The following is a 17,208-nucleotide window of genomic DNA, read 5'->3' as shown; positions in this document are numbered from 1 at the left end:
CACCTTTTGGGAGAGGACATGGGCGCAAAAGACGCCGCCGGTTCAGCCAGCCGCAGGTATCAGATTCTGCTGGTGAGCCTGTTGTGCCTGAACTTCGGCATCCTCTTCTTCGACCGTAACGCGCTCAATTTCCTGATGCCCTTTATCCAGCCCGAGCTGGGGCTGAGCTACACCGAGGTTGGCCTGCTCGGTTCGGCGTTGTCGCTGACCTGGGCACTGGCAGCGATCTTTGTCGGCTGGCTGTCCGACAAGACCGGCAAGCGCAAGATCCTGATCCTCGTCTCGACGTTGATCTTCTCGGTCTGCTCGGTCGTTTCGGGATTGGCGACGGGGTTCCTGATGCTGCTCGGCGCGCGGCTGCTGATGGGGCTGAGCGAGGGCGGGGTGATGCCGATCAGCCATGCGATGGTTGCTCACGAGGTTGAGCCGAAGCATCGCGGGCTGGCCATGGGCGTCACCCAGAACCTCGGATCGAGCATTCTCGGCTCCTCGGTTGCGCCGCTGGTGCTGGTGCCGATTGCGCTCGCCTACGGCTGGCGCAACGCGTTCTTCATCGCTGCGGTGCCTGGGCTGATCTCGGCGCTGCTGATCTGGCTCTTCGTGATCGAGCGCAAGCTGCCGCCACGCCCGGTGGCCGCGCCCGGATCAAAGCCGCCGCTGCTCGACGTGGCGAGTGAGCGCAACGTGATCGTCTGCGCGCTGCTGGCGATCCTGCTGGTGGCCTATCTGGTCGTCACCTGGGCCTTCATGCCACTGGTGCTGGTCCAGCTGCGCGGATATTCTGAGAGCGATGCGGCCTGGCTGATGGCGGTGCTCGGCATCGCCAGCGCGGTCTGCGGCTTTTTGGTGCCTGCCCTATCCGACCGGTTGGGGCGGCGACCGGTGATGGTCGGTTTCACGCTGTCGGGCGTGGTCCTGCCGCTTGGCGCGCTGCTGTTCGACGGGGCCTTTGCGGCCATGGCGGCGATCTTCTTTGCCGGCTGGGCCTTCAACGGCATCTTCCCGATGTTCATGGCGACCGTGCCCGCCGAAAGCGTCGATCCGGCGCGGGCCGCCACCGCCATGGGCATCGTGATGGGCGTGGGCGAGGTGCTCGGCGGCGTGCTCGCGCCGACCATCGCAGGCTCGCTGTCCGACGCTTACGGCCTGCAAGCGGTGTGCTGGTTGCTGGTGGCGCTGGCGCTTGGCGGCACGCTGGTCGCGCTGGCCCTGCGCGAAACCGCGCCCCGCGTACTTGCCCGCCGTCCCGCACTATTCCCCGCCTGATCGGAGACCTGTATGACCTTGCCCACACCCGAAGACGACCTTGCCATCCGCCAGCTGTTCGCGCGCTATTATCGCGCGCTCGATGTGGGCGACACCGATGGCTATCTCGATTGCTACACCGCCGATGCCCGCGCTTACGAGGAAGGGGCGAATGGCATCGAGATTCGCGAAGGCAGAGAGGAAATCCGCAAGCTGGTGCTGCGCTTCCATGAACGGCCCGATTTTCCCGGCCACCAGCATCATTTCAGCAACCTCATCTACGAGGCCCATCCCGAGGGCCGCGCCGATTGCTGGGTGGTGCTCAGCTATGCGATGAGCACGTTCACCCGCCCCGGCGAGGGCACGATCATGCACTGGAGCGGCCATGTGCGCGACGTGGTGGTGAAGCAGGGCGACCAGTATTTCCTTGCCTCCAAACAGATCATGGCCTGGGGCGGCGAAGTGCTCGCTCGCTTCGCGAAAGAAGGGTGAGCGGCCGATTTCTCCGGCATCTGCCGTTCAGTTTATGGCGCGGTACGGTTTACGCCTCTGTTTTGGAACCTTACGGTTCACGCTGCCTTATTAAGATGTAATCGCAAAAAAGGAGTCCCTCATGCGTAAATTCGCTCTGCCCCTGCTCGCCCTCGGCGCTGCTTCGCTCGCTGCCTGCGGCGGCAATGATACCGCTGAAGAACCAGCTGGCGACGATATGGCGATGACAGACGGAGCCGCTGCCGGGGCTGGACAAGCCGCCACGGCCACGCTGATGACGGCGGATGGCGAGGAAGTCGGCACCGTCACTGCCACTGGCTCCGCCGGCGGGATCACGATGGACGTCTCAGCGATGAACATGCCCGAGGGTATGCACGGCGTGCATGTCCACACCGTCGGCTCGTGCGAGGATGGGTTTGCTGCAGCGGGCGGGCACTGGAATCCCGACGAATCGATGCACGGCCTCGAAGGCGATGACGGCCAGCACGCAGGCGACATGCCCAACCTCGAAATCGGCGCCGATGGCACCGGTTCGCTTACCTACATGCTCGCCATGTCGGCCACCTTCGACGGCCTGATGGATGAAGATGGCTCTGCCTTCATCGTCCACGCAGGTGAAGACGACCAGGTCACCGACCCGTCGGGTGACAGCGGCGACCGCATCGCCTGCGGCGTGTTCACCGCAGGCTGATCTGGGCCGCGCGGCTTAGTCGCGCGGTTTCTTGTTGAACGGCTTGCCCGGCTTCCCGCCGGGCTTGCCGAAACGCTTCCCTGGCTTGGCGCCCTGCGCCTTGCCGGGGCCGCCACCCTTGCCGGGTTTGAACCCGCCAGAGCGGAAGGGCCTCGGCTTGACCGGGGCAGAGCCGCCATCGCGATCGCCGCGGCCCATGCGCCGGTTCTGGCGCGCCATGTCACGCGGAGCATGATCGGAGCGTTCGATCCCGATCGATTCCTCGCCTGCCTCGCGCTCGGTTTCGCCGGTCCGGCGAGCGGCGTCGGCGAACTTATCAGCTACCGCGCGCGGAATTTCGACGAAGGTTTCCTGCGGACCGATGCGGATCGCCCCGATCTCGTTCTTCGAAATGTGCCCGCGGCGACACACAACGGGCAGGATCCACTTCGGGTCAGCCCCGTTGCTGCGACCGACATCGAGCTTGAACCACACGGTATCCTCGAAGCCCGGACGGTGACGCTGCGCGCGGGCATTTTCGCGCGCCTCCGGAGTGTTTGCGGTCAGCTCTTCTGGCTGCGGCTGGCGCGCGCGGTGTGCCTGCACCAGCATGGCGGCCAGCTCGTCGGGACTGCGGCGGTCAAGTAGTTCACGGGCGAGGGCGCGGTCGTCCTCCTCTATCTCCACGGGGGCGAGCAGCTTCTCCAATAGCCTTGTGTGATCCTGCTGGCGGATCATCTGCGCGCTCGGCGGATCGATCCATTCGGCTTCGATCTTTGCACCGCGCAACATGCTCTCCACACGGCGACGGCGCGGCCATGGCACGAGCAGTGCGGCGATGCCCTTCTTGCCCGCGCGTCCGGTGCGGCCCGAACGGTGCTGCAGAGCCTCGGCATCGCGCGGAATTTCAACGTGGACCACCAGCGAGACGCCGGGCAGGTCGATCCCGCGCGCGGCTACGTCGGTCGCCACGCAGACGCGGGCGCGGCGGTCGCGCAGCGCCTGCATCGCCTGGTTGCGCTCGGACTGGGTGTGTTCGCCTGAGAGGGCGACAACGGCAAAGCCGCGCTCCTGCAGGATAGCGGTGAGGTGGCGCACCTTTTCGCGGGTGGCGCAGAACAGGATCGCGGTCTCGGCCTCGTGGAAGCGCAGCAGGTTGACCACCGCATTCTCCACCTCGGGCGGGGCCACGGTGATCGCCTGATAAGCGATATCGCCGTGCCCGCGTGTTTCCCCCACGGTCGAGATGCGCAGCGCATTGCGCTGGTACCGGGTCGCGAGGTTGACGATCGTGCGCGGCAAGGTGGCCGAGAACAGCAACGAACGGCGGCCTTCGGGCGTGGCGTCGAGGATTTCTTCCAGTTCCTCGCGAAAGCCCATATCGAGCATCTCGTCGGCCTCGTCGAGCACCACGGCGCGCAAGGCGGAAAGGTCGAGCGCTCCGCGTTCGAGATGATCGCGCAGGCGGCCCGGCGTGCCAACCACGATCTGCGCTCCATTGGCGAGGTTGCGGCGTTCCTTGCTCGGGTCCATCCCGCCCACGCAGGTGGCGATATGCGCCCCCGCGTTGCGATAGAGCCAGCCCAGCTCGCGGCTGACCTGCAAGGCCAGTTCACGCGTCGGAGCGATTACCAGCGCAAGTGGGCGGGTTTCGCGCGCCACATTCCCGTCAGGCCCCAGCAGATCGTTCGCCAGTGCCAGACCGAAGGCAACGGTTTTGCCCGATCCGGTCTGAGCGGAGACGAGCAGGTCGCGTCCTTCGGCCTCCGGCACGATGACTTCGGACTGGACGGGGGTGAGGTCGCTGTACCCTTTTTCTTCGAGGGCAGCGGAAATGACGGACGGCAATTGGGGGAATGACAAAAAAGGAGACTTTCGTTCGAAGAGGCCAACGGATCGTGGCAGGTTGCGGCATCGAGGCGCGCGAATCATCGCAGGCGCGCAGCCGCTCAGGCCGCGCGCCCTACACGCAATTTGCCGTTTGTCTCAGTACGAAATTCGCAATCCCGTTTATTTGATCCGCACGTCGAGCAGGCTCGGCCCGCTTTCCGCCATCGACCAGCCCAGCGCTTCGTCGAGCGCATCGACGCTTTCCACCCGCCGCGCGGGCACGCCAAGCCCTTCGGCGAGTTTGGCAAAATCGAGCCCGCCCAGGTCGCAGCCGGGCACGTGGTTCATCCCGAATTCGCTCGAAAAGCCCGTCAGCGCGGCATAGGCAGAATTGTTGAGCACCACGAAACTCACATTCGCCTTTTCCTGAAAGGCGGTGAACAGGCCCTGGATTGTATACATGGCCGAACCGTCGCCGAGCACGGCCACGACCTTGTCTTGCTGTCCAAGCGCCACCCCGATGGCGGCAGGCAGCGAGTGGCCGAGGCCGCCGCTGGCGCAGGTGTAGAAGCCACCCTCGCGGGTGATCGGCAGGGTGACATGCTCGGGGCCGCGCGCGGTGGGGGCTTCTTCCACGATCACGGCGTTTTCCGCGCGCAGCTCGGCGATCCGCTTAAGCACATAGGGCGCGGTCATGCCGGGTTCGGGGTCGATCAGCTGATGGCTGGTGCCGGAAAAACTGCGAGCTTTCGCTTCGTCGGCCAGCATGGTGAGCGCTGCCTTGGGATCGCCCAGCACGCCGCCGCCGCCGGGCAGGTTCGAAAGGTGGTTCGGATCGTCGCTCAATGCCATCAGCTCTGCGCCTTCGGGCCAGTGAGGGCCGGAGCCTTCGACGTGATAAGTAAACACGGGCGCGCCGACCACGAGGATCGCATCGTGGGCGCCGAGCGCATCGCGGATCTGGTCGCGCCAGGCATTCAGGAAGCCTGCAAACTGCGGGTGCGTTTCGGGGAACACTTCACGCGCGGCATAGGGCGCGGCCCAGACGCTGACGCCGGTCTTTTCGGCCAGCGCAATCGCCGCATCCCAGCCGCCCGCATTGGCAACCCCGGTGCCAAGCACCAGCGCGGGGTTTTTCGCGCCGTCGAGCATTGCGGCGATCTTCGCGATGCCTGCGGGATCGGGGAAGGTGCGCAAGGTAAGATCGGGCAGGGCGGGCATTTCGCATTCCCGCTCCCAATCGTCGACCGGAATGGAAACGAACACTGGCCCCATCGGCGGGGTCAGCGCCACGGCAAAGGCGCGGGCCAGCGCCAGCGGCACGTCTTCCGCCCGCGCGGGTTCGATGGCGAATTTCACATAGGGGCGCGGGAATTCGGTCGGCCGCTCGGCACCGAGGAACGGGTCGAACGGCAGGATCGAGCGCGCCTGCTGTCCCGCCGTCACCACGATCGGCGCGTTGTTCTTCCAGGCGGTGAACAGGTTGCCAAGCGAATGGCCGGTTCCGGCCGAGGAGTGCAGATTGACCAGTGCGGGCTTGCCACTGGCGCGCGCAAAACCATCGGCCATGCCCATCACCACCGCTTCGTTGAGGCCCATGACATAGGGAAAGGGCATGCCCTTGAGCATCGGCAACTCGGTGCTGCCGGGATTGCCGAACAGCCGGTCCACACCGAAGTGTTCGAACACCCGATAGGCTGCTTCGCGTACATTGGTCATGGTCGTCAAAATTCCTCTTCCTCGTCCCTACACGCGGTGGCTCAGGGCATTTTCCCGGTGGCTTTGCCGGAGCGGGCCGCAACAGCCCGCTCCTGGCGCGGCGTCGGCTCAGATGCCGAACAGCGTTTCCGCATTGGTCTGGTAGAACTTCTTCATCGTCTCGCGCGGCAGATCCATCGCATCGAGCTTGCGAACCTCATCGGGTACGTACTGATAGGGATAGTCCATCGCATACATCACCCGATCCTCGCCCATGACTTCCATCATCAGCTTGATCGAGGCTGGGCTGGGCAGGCCGGAATTGGTGCCCCACACATTGTTGCGCAGGTAATAGTGCAACTCGTGGTTCTGCGGCTTCATCCGCTCATACCGGCCCGATCGGATGCCCGCCTGGTGCATGTAGTTGAGGCGGTCGATCCAGAACGGCAGACCCTCGCACCCGTGGCCGAGCGCGAGCTGCAGATTGGGATAGCGGTCGAACGCGCCGGAGGTAAGCAGACGCAGCGCGTGAAAACTTGTCTCCACGGCGAAGCCAAACACCGCGCCTTCGAGGCCGACTTCGGCCATGGTGCCGATCATGTCGTCGGGCGGGCCCTGCGGGTGGATATAGAGCGGCATGTCCAGCTCGGTGCAGGCACGCAGGATCGGGTCAAACTGCGGCTCGTCAAGATAGTGACCATGGGTGTGCGAGTTGATCTGCACGCCGACGAAGCCCAGTTCCTCCTTGGCACGCTTCAATTCCTGTGCCGACCATTCGGCATCCTGCGGACAGACCGCCGCCATGCCGATGAAACGGTCGGGATAGCGCTCGCAGGCGGCCTTGAGATGATCGTTGGCGCGGCTCGCAATGCCGCGCGCCTCATCGAGGTCGAACAGCGACTGCACGCCGGGGCTCGTCAGCGCCAGCACGGCCTTGTCGATGCCGGCATCGTCCATCGCCTGAATGCGCAATTCACCAAGGTCGAGCAGCCGCTCGCGGATGTAGGTGGTGCGCTCCGAAGGCGAAGTGCCGTAAAAGCCCCAGAGGTTCATCGTGCCTTTGTCGGCGCGGCCTTCCTTCACCAGGCGCAGGATCGCGTCCATTTGCTCCTGCGTGGCGAAGGCTTCTTCGGTGGCGATGCGCAGGTAGCCCTTCTGGCCGCCGGTCAGCAGTGGATCTGTCATTTCGGTTCCTCTCAAGCTTCGTGGACGGTCTTGGTGACCATGCAGGCGAGCACGCCCTCGGGGCCATCCTCACTCCCGTGGCCCGACCATTGCACCCCGCCGAACGGCGCATCGGCACCGCCGATCATGTGGGTGTTGATGCCGACCATCCCGGCCTCGATCGCATCGCCGAGGCGGCGCTGGCGCGCGGCATCGGTGGTCCAGTTGTAGGCAGCGAGGCCATAGGGCAGGCGGTTCGCCTCGGCGATCATGTCTTCCTCGGTGCGATAGGGGTTGATCAGCGCGAGTGGGCCGAACGGCTCTTCGTTCATCACGTCAGCGTCGAGCGGGATTTCAGAAAGCACGGTCGGCTGGAAGAAGTAGCCCTGATTGCCGATCCGCTCGCCGCCGGTGTTGAGCCGCGCGCCCTTGTCGACGGCATTGGCGATAAACTTCTCCATCGCTTCGGGGCGGCGAGAGTTCGCCATCGGCCCCATCTGCACGCCGTCCTCAAGCCCGTTGCCGATCTTGGTGGCAGCGAGGCGCTCAGCCATGCCGTCGCGAAATTTCTCGAACACGTTTTCCTGCACGATGAAGCGGGTGGGGGAAACGCAGACCTGCCCTGCATTGCGCGTCTTGCCCGGCGCGGCGGTGGAAAGTGCGGCTTCGACATCGGCATCGTCGAAGATCAGCACCGGGCCGTGGCCGCCCAGCTCCATGGTGGTGCGGATCATGTTGTCGGCGGCGAGCTTGACGAGGTGCTTGCCGACCACGGTCGAGCCGGTGAACGAGAGCTTGCGGATGATCGGCGAGGCGAGCAGGTGTCCCGATACCTCCTCAGGCACACCGAACACCGCCTGCGCCACCTGCTTGGGCAGACCGGCGTCCAGCAGGCACTGCAACACACCAAGCGCAGAAGCAGGCGTTTCTTCTGCGCTCTTGAGGATCACCGAGCAGCCTGCCGCAATAGGCGCGCCCAACTTGCGGCCCGGATTGCCGAGCGGGAAGTTCCACGGCGCAAATGCGGCGACCGGCCCGATCGGCTCGTGCCTAACGACCGAGCGCTGGCCCACCGGGCGCACCAGTTCGCGGCCATAGAGACGCGAGCATTCGCCAGCGTAGAATTTGAACAGGCCGACGTTCATCATGACTTCGATCTTGGCCTCGGCGACGGGCTTGCCTTCTTCCATCGTCGCGATCCGGGCGAGGTCGTCGGCGCGCTCGACCATCAGGCGAGCCGCGCCATCGAGCACGTTCGCGCGCTCTTGCGGGGTGGACTTGCGCCAGAGCTTGAAGCCCTCCTCAGCCACTTCGAGCGCGCGGTCGAGGTCGGCCTTGTCGGCCAGCGGCAGCTCGGCCAGCGTCTCGCCGGTTACGGGATTAACCACGTCGAAGGTGCGGCGGCCACCGCCCGAAACCTTTTCGCCGTTGATAATCATATGGAGGGAGGGATAGTCAGTCATCGCAATTCCTTTGTAACCAGCCCGAGAAGCTCGTGACGCGCGGGCTGTTGTGTCTGGTTCAATCTTTTGCCGCCAGTGCGGCATCGTGCTCACGATCACCCTCCCAACGTTCGGCGAGCATATCTTCGCCGGTAATCGGGTGCTTCATGTGGAAGGGCAGCAGCTTGTGCGTCGGCCAGAGCCAGTGATCGTCGATCAGCGCATCGGGGCCGGAGGGATCTTCGGGATACAGGACCTTGGGAAACGGCACATATTCGGCTTCGGTCTTGCTCCAGCCCTTGTCGAAATCGGCGTGCCAGTGCGGGAAGTAGTCGAGCACATGGATGCGCCACTTGCCGTCAGCACCCTTCTTGTAAGTGTTCTCGTAGAGTCCGCCTTCCCACCACTGGCGCTCATTCATGCCCAGCTCGGGATGGGTGAAGTCGCGGTGGCGGCCCGCCTGCATGGTGGAGCGCCCGCGCAGCCAGGCAAACTGGCCATCGTCAGAGACCGTGATGATGGTCTGGATTTGCGGATGATCGAGCAGGAAACCGTTGACCGGGCCATTGGTGTCATGGGTGAAGCGCTTGCGGAAGCGGTCGACATAGAGGCGGCGCACGCCTTCCTTGCCCTTCCACACGCCGCCGAAAAACCGCACCTCGCCATCGTCGGAGAACAGATCGACCACCTGATCGTACATGCATTTGTCGATCAGATAGCCATAGAGATACTGAAGCGAACGCACGTCCAGCTCGTCCTCGCGGCGGGCGAGGCGCCGCTCCATATCGGCCAGTTTCGCCTCCAGTGCGGCGATGCGATCTTCGGACATCACGAGTCTCCCAATTCGTATGCTGCACATACGATTGTGGGAGGCGATTGATCAAGTCAACGGGAATAGCGCACCGGCTGCGATACGAACCGCGCTGCACCCCCGTGCATGCCCCGCTTCAGCTCAGAGTCCGCGCTCCTGCAGGCGTGCAACTTCCTCGCCATAGGGCTTGATCGCGCGCCACATGAAAATTGTCGCCAGCGGCATGAATACACCTGCCACGATCAGCAGCGCCTCCCACAGCTTGGCCGGATCACCCACAATCACATCGCTGACGGTGCCGATAACGAAGCTGCCCATGGCGCCGAAAAAGGTAAACATGAACAGGTAGAACGCCGTCACCTGTCCGCGCATCTCGTTCGGCGCAATGCGCTGGATGGCGGCATTCTGCGCCGGAGCTCCCGCCAGCCCGCAAAACGAGGTCAGCGCCATGCAGGTGAGTGCCAGTTCTCCGGTCGGCATCAGCGGGGCGGCAATGGCGAAGACGGTCGTGAATGTGAAAATGATCGCGCAGGCGCGGATGTTGCCGTCGATATATTTGCGGTTCATCCAGCTGACGAAAATGCCGCCCGCGAGAATGCCGCAGATCGAGGCGACGAAGATCAGCGGGCCAAGCAGGTTGCCGATTTCGTCGGCAGTCCAGCCATAGGTGCGGGTGATGAAGGGTACACGCCAGGCAGGCAGGCCTTGGCTCTCGATCGCCGACATCGCCAGCGCAAAGAACAGTGGCCAGTAGACCGCGCCGCGCGCGTTGATCGCCTTCAGTGCATCAAGCCCGGTGAAGGCCAGCAGCTTGCGGCCGAGCGGCGCATCGGGCGGCACCAGCCGATTGGTGTCGGGCGGCAGGCGGCGAGGCGGCTCGCGAACCATTAGGAACAGGAGCGCGGCGACCAGGCCTGGCGCGCCGATGATCAGCAGTATCAGCTGCCAGGAGAAGATTTCGACGCCGAGAAAGGCGATCTGCTCGGGCATCGTGTCGGTCCAGGCGATCAGCTGTCCGCCGCCCCAGGTGCCCAGCGACGAACCGAACACAAAGCCCACCTGCACCAGTGCGAAAACCAGCGGCAGGCGGATCGGGCGGAAGGCATCGGACAGCAGGGAGTAGGAGCCCGGCCCGTGCGCCGCGCCCCCCGCGCCGACAAACAGCCGCGTGCCGACGAGCTGCGAGAAGCTTTGCGCCAGCCCGCCCAACGCGGTGATCAGGCCGACCACGGCGATCCCGCCCGCGAGCACCAGCTTGCGCGGATAGATGTCGACCAGGCGCGACAGCGGAATCCCGACGAACACGAAGGCTACCACACTGGCCGGGCCGAGCAGGAAGCCCAGCGCCGTGTCGGACAGACCGAAGCTGCCCTTCATCTTCTCGGCCAACATCGCGAACACGGTGGAATCGAAAAAGGTGATGAACATCGTGAGCACGATCACGAACAGTGCGAACCAGCCCTTGCCCTCGCTCGGCCACGGCATCTGCGCAGCGCCACCGGCCTCCTCGCCAGTCGGAGCTTCAGAATTGACCGGCGCGCCGGGACTTAAGGCCATCGATGTTCCTCTCTCGCGGTCTTGTTGACCTTTTCCAAAGTGACCATCAAGCAGTTTCGGCGACATGATGCAGGTCAAGGCCGTGTCGCAATTTGTCGCAGACCAAAACGGGAGAGAAACAGCTGATGACGAAGTATTCCGCCACCTATGCGCAGGACCGAGCCGAGATCGAGGATCTGATGGCGCGCTATCTGTTCGCCATGGATTACAACGACTTCGACACTTACGCCGAAACCTTCACCGAGGATGGTACGCTCGAATATGCCCGCGGGTCGGTGACCGGTCGCGAGAACATTCGCGCCTCGGCCAAGGCGTTCAAGGAGGCCGTCGGGTCACTTTATCAGGATGTGGACGGCAAGCCCGCGATTTTGCGCCACGTACTGTGCCAGTCGGTTATCCGGGTCGAGGGCGACAAGGCCTGGCACACGGGCTTCTGGTTCGAAACCGCCAACGATGGCCCGCGCCTGCCTGACAGCGACCGTCTCACCCCGACGCTCGGCACCTTCGGCATCTATGAAGACGAACTGGTGCGCGTCGATGGCGAGTGGAAGTTCCAGTACCGCAATATCAAGAACGAGTTTCTCGCCGGGCGGGATTCGGGGCAGGTGAATCCGGTGCTGGCAATGGATGCTCTCGCCTAGCTGGCGAGACACGCTGCATTAAGGCTGGCAGGGCAAAGTGGCAGGCATGATCCGCATCGTGCCCGTCCTCGCCCTGCTCGGCGCTGCCACCGCATTGCAGGCCCAGCAGCCCGCTCCGCTCAGCCTTGAGCATCGCATGAGCCTGCGCTGCTCGGCTGCCTTCGCGCTGGTCGCGCACGGGCAGGAAACGGGCGATGCGCAGGCGCTCGCCTATCCGCAGCTGGGCGGCGAAGCGCGCGAATATTTCGTGCGCGCCGCCGCTCAGGTGATGGATGAGGCCGGGCTGGACGAGGAAGGCATCCGCGCAGCGCTGGCCGCCGAAGCGCGCGATCTCGTCGATCAGGGCAGTATCGCGCCGATCATGCAGGTCTGCCTGCCGCAGCTCGGTCTGCCGGGCGGGCTGCCACCGCGCTGAATTTTTCCTATCGGCGGTGCGCCCTTGCTGGACCCAAGTGCGCGCCTCGGGCATTGTGACCTATTACCATGTGGCAACTCTATCACTTCCCGCTCTGTCCCTTCAGCCGCAAGGTGCGCCTCGCGCTCAGCGAGAAGGGCGTGGCTTACGAGTTGAAGCGCGAAAATCCGTGGGACGCGAGCGACAGCTTCTATACGCTCAACCCGGCCGGGCGCACTCCGGTTCTGAACGATCCGGAACGCAACCGGACGCTGGTCGACAGCCAGGCGATCTGCGAATATCTCGAAGAGACGGTCGACAAGACGCCGCTGATCCTCGGCACGGCGCTGGCACGGGCGGAGATCCGTCGGCTGGTAGCGCTGTTCGACGAGAGCTTCTTTCACGATGTCACCGGCCCGCTGATGCACGAGAAGATGAAGAAGCGGATCGTGCTGCGCGCCGCGCCGGATAGCGGGGCGCTGCGCTCGGCGATGCGGCTGGCGCACGAGCATCTCGACTATATCGACTGGCTGATCGACAACCACCGCTGGCTGGCAGGCGCGCAGATGAGCCTCGCCGATTTTGCCGCCGCCGCGCAGATTTCGGTGGCCGACTACCTCGGCGGGATCGACTGGACCGGGCACGATACGGCGCATAGCTGGTATCGCGTGATCAAGAGCCGCCCGAGCTTCCGCAGCCTGCTCACCGATAAGATGGAGGGCATTCCTCCCGCGAGCCACTATGCGGATGTGAATGCATAGACCGGGTTCGTTTCCGCCCCTTCGCGTGAATCAAGACAGTATTGCGTAGGTCTGACAGCCCTCCCATATCGTTGACAAAGGAGGCCACCCATGCCCGATAAGCTGAACCTGACCGAAGCCGAATGGCGCGAACGTCTGTCGCCGGAGCAGTATCACGTGCTGCGCGAAGGCGGCACCGAGCGGGCCTTCACCGGCCAGTACGATAAGAACAAGATGGCGGGCGAATATGTCTGCGCTGCTTGCGGCCTGCCGCTGTTCGAAAGCGAGGACAAGTACGACAGCGGCTCGGGCTGGCCGAGCTTCACCGCGCCCGCCAGCACCGAAGCGGTGGAAGAACACCGCGATGTGTCGCATGGCATGATTCGCACCGAAGTTACCTGCGCGCGCTGCTCTGGCCATCTCGGCCATGTTTTTCCCGATGGCCCCGGCCCCGATGGCCTGCGCTATTGCATCAATTCTGCCTCGCTCGACTTCAAGCCCGAGGAAAACTGAGCGCGCGCGGCACCTAGGGCGTTCACCCTGCATTAGCTTTGCCCTATGCATGGGGAACAGGTGACGCAGGATAGAACGGCAAATGGCCACCGGGCGGGGTTCACGCTCCAGGAAAGTGAGTAAAGGCAAGGGTGCCAAACGGTCCGGAGCGCTTTGGCGCTGGACCAAGCGGCTGCTCGTGCTCGGCTTCGTTGCGGCTGGGCTCGGCGCTGTGGCGCTGTTCACGGCCGTCTATTTCGCGGCGCAGGAAATGCCCGGCTTTGATCAGCTCAAGTCGAGCCAGAACGGCCAGACCATCGTAGTGCGCGCACGCGACGGGACCGAGATCGTCGAACTTGGGCCCTCCTATGGCGAGTGGCTTGATGCCAACGAAATCCCAGAAGTGATGAAGCACGCGATGGTCTCGGTGGAAGACCATCGTTTCTATTCGCACATCGGAATCGACCCGATGGGCCTCGCGCGCGCAGTCTACAACGCGGTAAAACAGGAGCGCGGGGTTTCCGCCACCTCCACCATCACGCAGCAGCTGGCGCGCAACGTGTTCCTCAATTCCAATCGCACGCTTGACCGCAAAGCGCGCGAGGCGGTTCTGGCGCTCGCGCTGGAATGGAATTTCTCCAAGGAGCAGATTCTCGAGTTATATCTGAACAAGGTCTATTTCGGCGGCGGGGCCTACGGGATCGACAGCGCCAGCCGCAAGTTCTTCAGCCATTCGGCGCGCGAACTGAACCTGGAAGAGGCCGCGATCATCGCTGGCCTCGTCAAGGCACCCAGCCGCTATTCGCCCACCGCCGATGCGCAGGCCGCGGTTGACCGCGCGCGCGTGGTGATCGGGCAGATGGTGGCCTATGGCGATCTCGATCCGGCCCGCGTGCCGCAGTTCGACACCTCGATTGTTCACGTGCGTGAGGAGGCCGGGCAGAACTCGATCCGCTATTTCACCGACTGGGCGCTGCCGCAGCTCGACATGCTGCTGCCGAACGGATCGAACGAGCCGATCGACGTGTGGACCACCATCGATATCGGGATGCAGCAGGCCGCTACTGCCGCGGTGAAATCGAACGTGCCCAATGGCGCGCAAGGGGCGCTTGTCAGCCTCGACCGTGATGGAGCTATCCTCGCCATGGTTGGCGGCACGGATTATGTCACCAGTAATTACAACCGCGCCACCGAGGCTCGGCGCCAGCCAGGATCGGCTTGGAAGCTGTTCGTCTATCTCACCGCGCTGGAAGGCGGCTATCGCCCTGACGATACGGTCCACGATCAGCCGGTTACCATCGACGGGTGGAGCCCGCGCAACTCGGGCGGCACCTATGCCGGCGCTATCGACGTGCGCAGCGCCTTTGCCTATTCGAAGAACACCGTCGCCGCCTCTCTGGGCTACGAATTTGGCTTTTCGAACGTTGCTTCGATGGCGCGCCGGTTCGGCATTACCACGCCAATCTCCACGCTTCCCGCCATGGTGCTGGGGGCAAGCGAGGTGCGCGTGATCGACCTCACCCGCGCCTTTGCCGCGGTCGCGGCCAAGGGGCAGTCGATTGAGCCCTATGGCATTATCCGTGTCACGGGAGCTGACGGGCGCGAACTCTATCGCCACGAGGAGCCGCGCAGCTACCAGCTCGTGCCCGACTATGTTGCCGCCGGGATCACCGACCTGTTGCAGACGGCGGTCGCCACAGGCACCGGCCGCGCGGCGCAGATCGGACGGCCGGTTGCGGGTAAGACGGGGACCACCTCAAGCAACAAGGACGGCTGGTTCGTTGGCTTTTCTTCGGGCATCACCACCGGTGTATGGATGGGCCGCGACGATGCCAAGCGGGTGGCGGGCCTGTCCGGCGGGCGGGCACCAGCCTCGGCCTTTGCCTCTTACATGCGCTATGCGGTGAAGGATCGCCCCGTGGAGCAGTTCGACACCGATCTGCAACTGCCCGAGTGGCAACTCGAACCCGACGATGAATATTACTACGGCGAGGATGCCGACTACTATTATTATATCGACGAGAACGGCAATCTCATCGAGCCGGACCGCCCCGGCGGACGCGAGCAGGCCCCGTCGTTCGATGAGCTTGACCCGGCGGGAATGGACCGCGACCCGCCACCTGCCGCTAACGACAGCTTCCTCGATCGCGCGATCAACGGCCTGAATCCCGGCCGCGAGCGGCCCGAAGCGCCCGACCAGCCAGCCGCGCCATCAGCGCCGTCGCCTGCCGACCGGCGTTACCAGCAGCCTGCCAACTGAGCCCTTGGGCACGAAAAAGCCCCGCTCGGTGCGTGCCGGGCGGGGCTTTTTGTTGTGCGTTTGTCAGCTGTTGACGGAAAGGCTTACTGTTCCATCAGCCGCACCGCGACCGATTGCGGCTGGCCGCCACGCGCCTGAGCACGCAGCAGGACGGCACCGCGACCGCTGTCGTTCGCTTCTTGCAGGATAGCTTCCAAGTCAGCCACCTGAGCCACGGGGGTGCCGTTGGCCGACAGGATGATTACACCGCGCGAGAGGCCCTTGCGCGCGGCGTCCGAATTGGGCGCGACGACCGTGATGGCAAGGCCCGTGGTATCGGTCGGAACGCTAAGCTGGCGCGCGATCGAAGGATTTACAGGCACGGCCTGAATGCCGAGCAGTTCGGCAAGCGGCCCACCGCCCTGATTGGGCGCCATGGGCGAGGCGTCCTCATCGTCGCTGCCGCTGAACATCTGCTGCTGGCGCAGTTCCTCTTCGCTGGGGCGGCGGCCAATGGTGGCGCGCACCGTCTGCTCGCGGCCTTCGCGCAGAATGCTGATCGGCACCGTGTTGCCCGGGGCGATATTGGCGACGATATAGGACAGCGAGTTCTCGCGGGTCACGTCTTCGCCGTTAACCTTCAGCACCACGTCGCCAGCCCTCAGGCCAGCTTGCTCCGCCGGTTCGCCGGGGCTGACCATCTGGATGAACTCGCCGCGATTGCGCTCGATGCCGAGCGCTTCGGCCATGTCATCATCAACCGGCTGAATCCGCACCCCGAGATAGCCGCGCAGGATTTCCTCGCCGTTGATGAGCTTGTCGACGATCGGCTGCGCGATATCGGCGGGAATGGCAAAGCCGATGCCGACACTGCCGCCGGTGGGCGAATAGATGGCATTGTTGATGCCGATCACGTTACCCTGCATGTCGAACAGCGGGCCGCCCGAGTTGCCGCGGTTGATGGCGGCATCGGTCTGGATGTAACGGTCGTAAGCGCCGCCGCCGGCGGTGCGCAGCACCGAGGAGACGATGCCGCTCGTCACCGTACCGCCGAGGCCGAACGGGTTGCCGATGGCGATCACCCAGTCACCCACGCGCGCTTCGGTCGATCCGCCGAAGTGGACGAAGGGAAAGGGCTTTGAACCTTCGATCTTGAGCACGGCAAGGTCACTCTGTGGGTCGGTGCCGACGAGTTCAGCCGGATATTCGGTGCCATCGGCCAGAGTCACGGTGACTTCTTCGAGCTGGGCACGGGCATCGGGCGGGCTGACCACGTGATTGTTGGTCACCACATAGCCGTCGGCCGACACGATGAAGCCCGAGCCGAGCGACTGGGCCTCCTGCGTAGTCGGGCCGCCACCGCGGCGGTTGCCGAACAAATCGGCAAAGGGCGTTCCGGCAAAAGGGTTCTGGTTTTCGACAGTGATTCGCTGCCTGGTGGAAATGTTTACCACCGCAGGCTGAAGCGCAGCGGTGAGGTCGGCAAAGCTCGACGGGGCACCGGCACGCGGAGCCACGTTCTCCATTTGCACGCGGTCGTTCTGGGCGACCTGGGCTCCGGCTGGCTGGCCGGTGATGAGCGAGACGACTGCACCGCTGGCAAGCAGGGCGGCGGTAATGCCATAGGAATAGCGCACGGGCTTCACGTCCTTATCTTCCTCTCTAACTGCAACATGCAGGAACTTGGTCCTGCCGGTAGATTGGTTTCGTTCCGCACCTTTTCCAGCGCATCGCGGCTGAATATGGCTTTAACGACAAGTGTAGTCGATAATATCCCGCACCCAGCCTGCCGG

At 64.2% G+C, this 17,208-nt stretch carries 15 protein-coding genes; 8 read left to right on the top strand and 7 right to left on the bottom strand.

Translation table 11 applies throughout. The features are described 5' to 3' along the window. Positions 1-18 precede the first annotated feature (18 nt). The 3 genes from E0473_RS07390 to E0473_RS07380 all read left to right on the top strand — a co-directional run bounded on the left by E0473_RS07390 (position 19) and on the right by E0473_RS07380 (position 2,428). Positions 19-1,266 (top strand): MFS transporter, encoded by a 1,248-nt coding sequence (locus E0473_RS07390; RefSeq protein ID WP_137680238.1) that lies wholly within the window; start codon positions 19-21, stop codon positions 1,264-1,266. 12 nt (positions 1,267-1,278) lie between these two features. Next, positions 1,279-1,737 (top strand): nuclear transport factor 2 family protein, encoded by a 459-nt coding sequence (locus E0473_RS07385; RefSeq protein ID WP_137680237.1) that lies wholly within the window; start codon positions 1,279-1,281, stop codon positions 1,735-1,737. Between the two features lie 121 nt (positions 1,738-1,858). After that, positions 1,859-2,428, top strand: a complete 570-nt coding sequence (locus E0473_RS07380) for a superoxide dismutase family protein (RefSeq protein ID WP_137680236.1) — start codon at positions 1,859-1,861, stop codon at positions 2,426-2,428. Between the two features lie 15 nt (positions 2,429-2,443). Here the strand turns inward: E0473_RS07380 and E0473_RS07375 are convergent, their stop codons facing one another. The 6 genes from E0473_RS07375 to E0473_RS07350 all read right to left on the bottom strand — a co-directional run bounded on the left by E0473_RS07375 (position 2,444) and on the right by E0473_RS07350 (position 10,909). Further along, positions 2,444-4,270, bottom strand: a complete 1,827-nt coding sequence (locus E0473_RS07375; RefSeq protein WP_137680235.1) for a DEAD/DEAH box helicase — start codon at positions 4,268-4,270, stop codon at positions 2,444-2,446. Between the two features lie 147 nt (positions 4,271-4,417). Next, on the bottom strand, positions 4,418-5,956 hold the full coding sequence (mdlC, locus tag E0473_RS07370) for a benzoylformate decarboxylase (protein WP_137680234.1): 1,539 nt from the start codon (positions 5,954-5,956) through the stop codon (positions 4,418-4,420). Between the two features lie 108 nt (positions 5,957-6,064). Then, positions 6,065-7,120 carry an amidohydrolase family protein gene (locus tag E0473_RS07365; RefSeq protein ID WP_137680233.1) on the bottom strand — a complete coding sequence of 352 codons (1,056 nt, stop codon included), beginning with the start codon at positions 7,118-7,120 and terminating at the stop codon, positions 6,065-6,067. Between the two features lie 11 nt (positions 7,121-7,131). Beyond that, complete coding sequence (locus E0473_RS07360) at positions 7,132-8,562, bottom strand: NAD-dependent succinate-semialdehyde dehydrogenase (RefSeq protein WP_137680232.1); 1,431 nt, start codon at positions 8,560-8,562, stop codon at positions 7,132-7,134. Positions 8,563-8,620: 58 nt separating this feature from the next. After that, entirely contained in the window at positions 8,621-9,370 is a 750-nt protein-coding gene (locus E0473_RS07355) for a nuclear transport factor 2 family protein (protein WP_137680231.1), read from the bottom strand. A gap of 123 nt (positions 9,371-9,493) precedes the next feature. After that, entirely contained in the window at positions 9,494-10,909 is a 1,416-nt protein-coding gene (locus E0473_RS07350; RefSeq protein WP_137680230.1) for an MFS transporter, read from the bottom strand. Positions 10,910-11,034: 125 nt separating this feature from the next. Between E0473_RS07350 and E0473_RS07345 the strand changes: the two genes are divergently transcribed. From E0473_RS07345 to E0473_RS07325, 5 genes are all read left to right on the top strand, one after another. Next, the gene (locus tag E0473_RS07345; RefSeq protein WP_137680229.1) at positions 11,035-11,550 is read left to right on the top strand and encodes a nuclear transport factor 2 family protein; all 516 of its coding nucleotides are present in this window, start codon (positions 11,035-11,037) and stop codon (positions 11,548-11,550) included. A gap of 46 nt (positions 11,551-11,596) precedes the next feature. Continuing rightward, the gene (locus E0473_RS07340) at positions 11,597-11,965 is read left to right on the top strand and encodes a hypothetical protein (protein WP_206663430.1); all 369 of its coding nucleotides are present in this window, start codon (positions 11,597-11,599) and stop codon (positions 11,963-11,965) included. A 68-nt stretch (positions 11,966-12,033) separates the two neighbouring features. Further along, positions 12,034-12,705 carry a glutathione S-transferase family protein gene (locus E0473_RS07335; protein WP_137680227.1) on the top strand — a complete coding sequence of 224 codons (672 nt, stop codon included), beginning with the start codon at positions 12,034-12,036 and terminating at the stop codon, positions 12,703-12,705. Positions 12,706-12,795: 90 nt separating this feature from the next. Next, entirely contained in the window at positions 12,796-13,197 is a 402-nt protein-coding gene (gene msrB / locus E0473_RS07330) for a peptide-methionine (R)-S-oxide reductase MsrB (RefSeq protein WP_137680226.1), read from the top strand. Between the two features lie 82 nt (positions 13,198-13,279). Continuing rightward, positions 13,280-15,436: a transglycosylase domain-containing protein gene (locus tag E0473_RS07325; RefSeq protein WP_137680225.1), complete on the top strand. Its 2,157-nt coding sequence runs from the start codon at positions 13,280-13,282 to the stop codon at positions 15,434-15,436. An 83-nt stretch (positions 15,437-15,519) separates the two neighbouring features. Here E0473_RS07325 and E0473_RS07320 read toward each other — a convergent pair whose 3' ends face one another. After that, positions 15,520-17,052: a Do family serine endopeptidase gene (locus tag E0473_RS07320; protein ID WP_137680878.1), complete on the bottom strand. Its 1,533-nt coding sequence runs from the start codon at positions 17,050-17,052 to the stop codon at positions 15,520-15,522. Positions 17,053-17,208: the final 156 nt, after the last annotated feature.

Origin of the sequence: Aurantiacibacter suaedae (assembly GCF_005434915.1) — a bacterium.
Taxonomy (GTDB): domain Bacteria; phylum Pseudomonadota; class Alphaproteobacteria; order Sphingomonadales; family Sphingomonadaceae; genus Alteraurantiacibacter; species Alteraurantiacibacter suaedae.
Note: the sequence above shows the minus strand (reverse complement) of the source record. Positions and strands in the feature narration are given on the sequence as shown.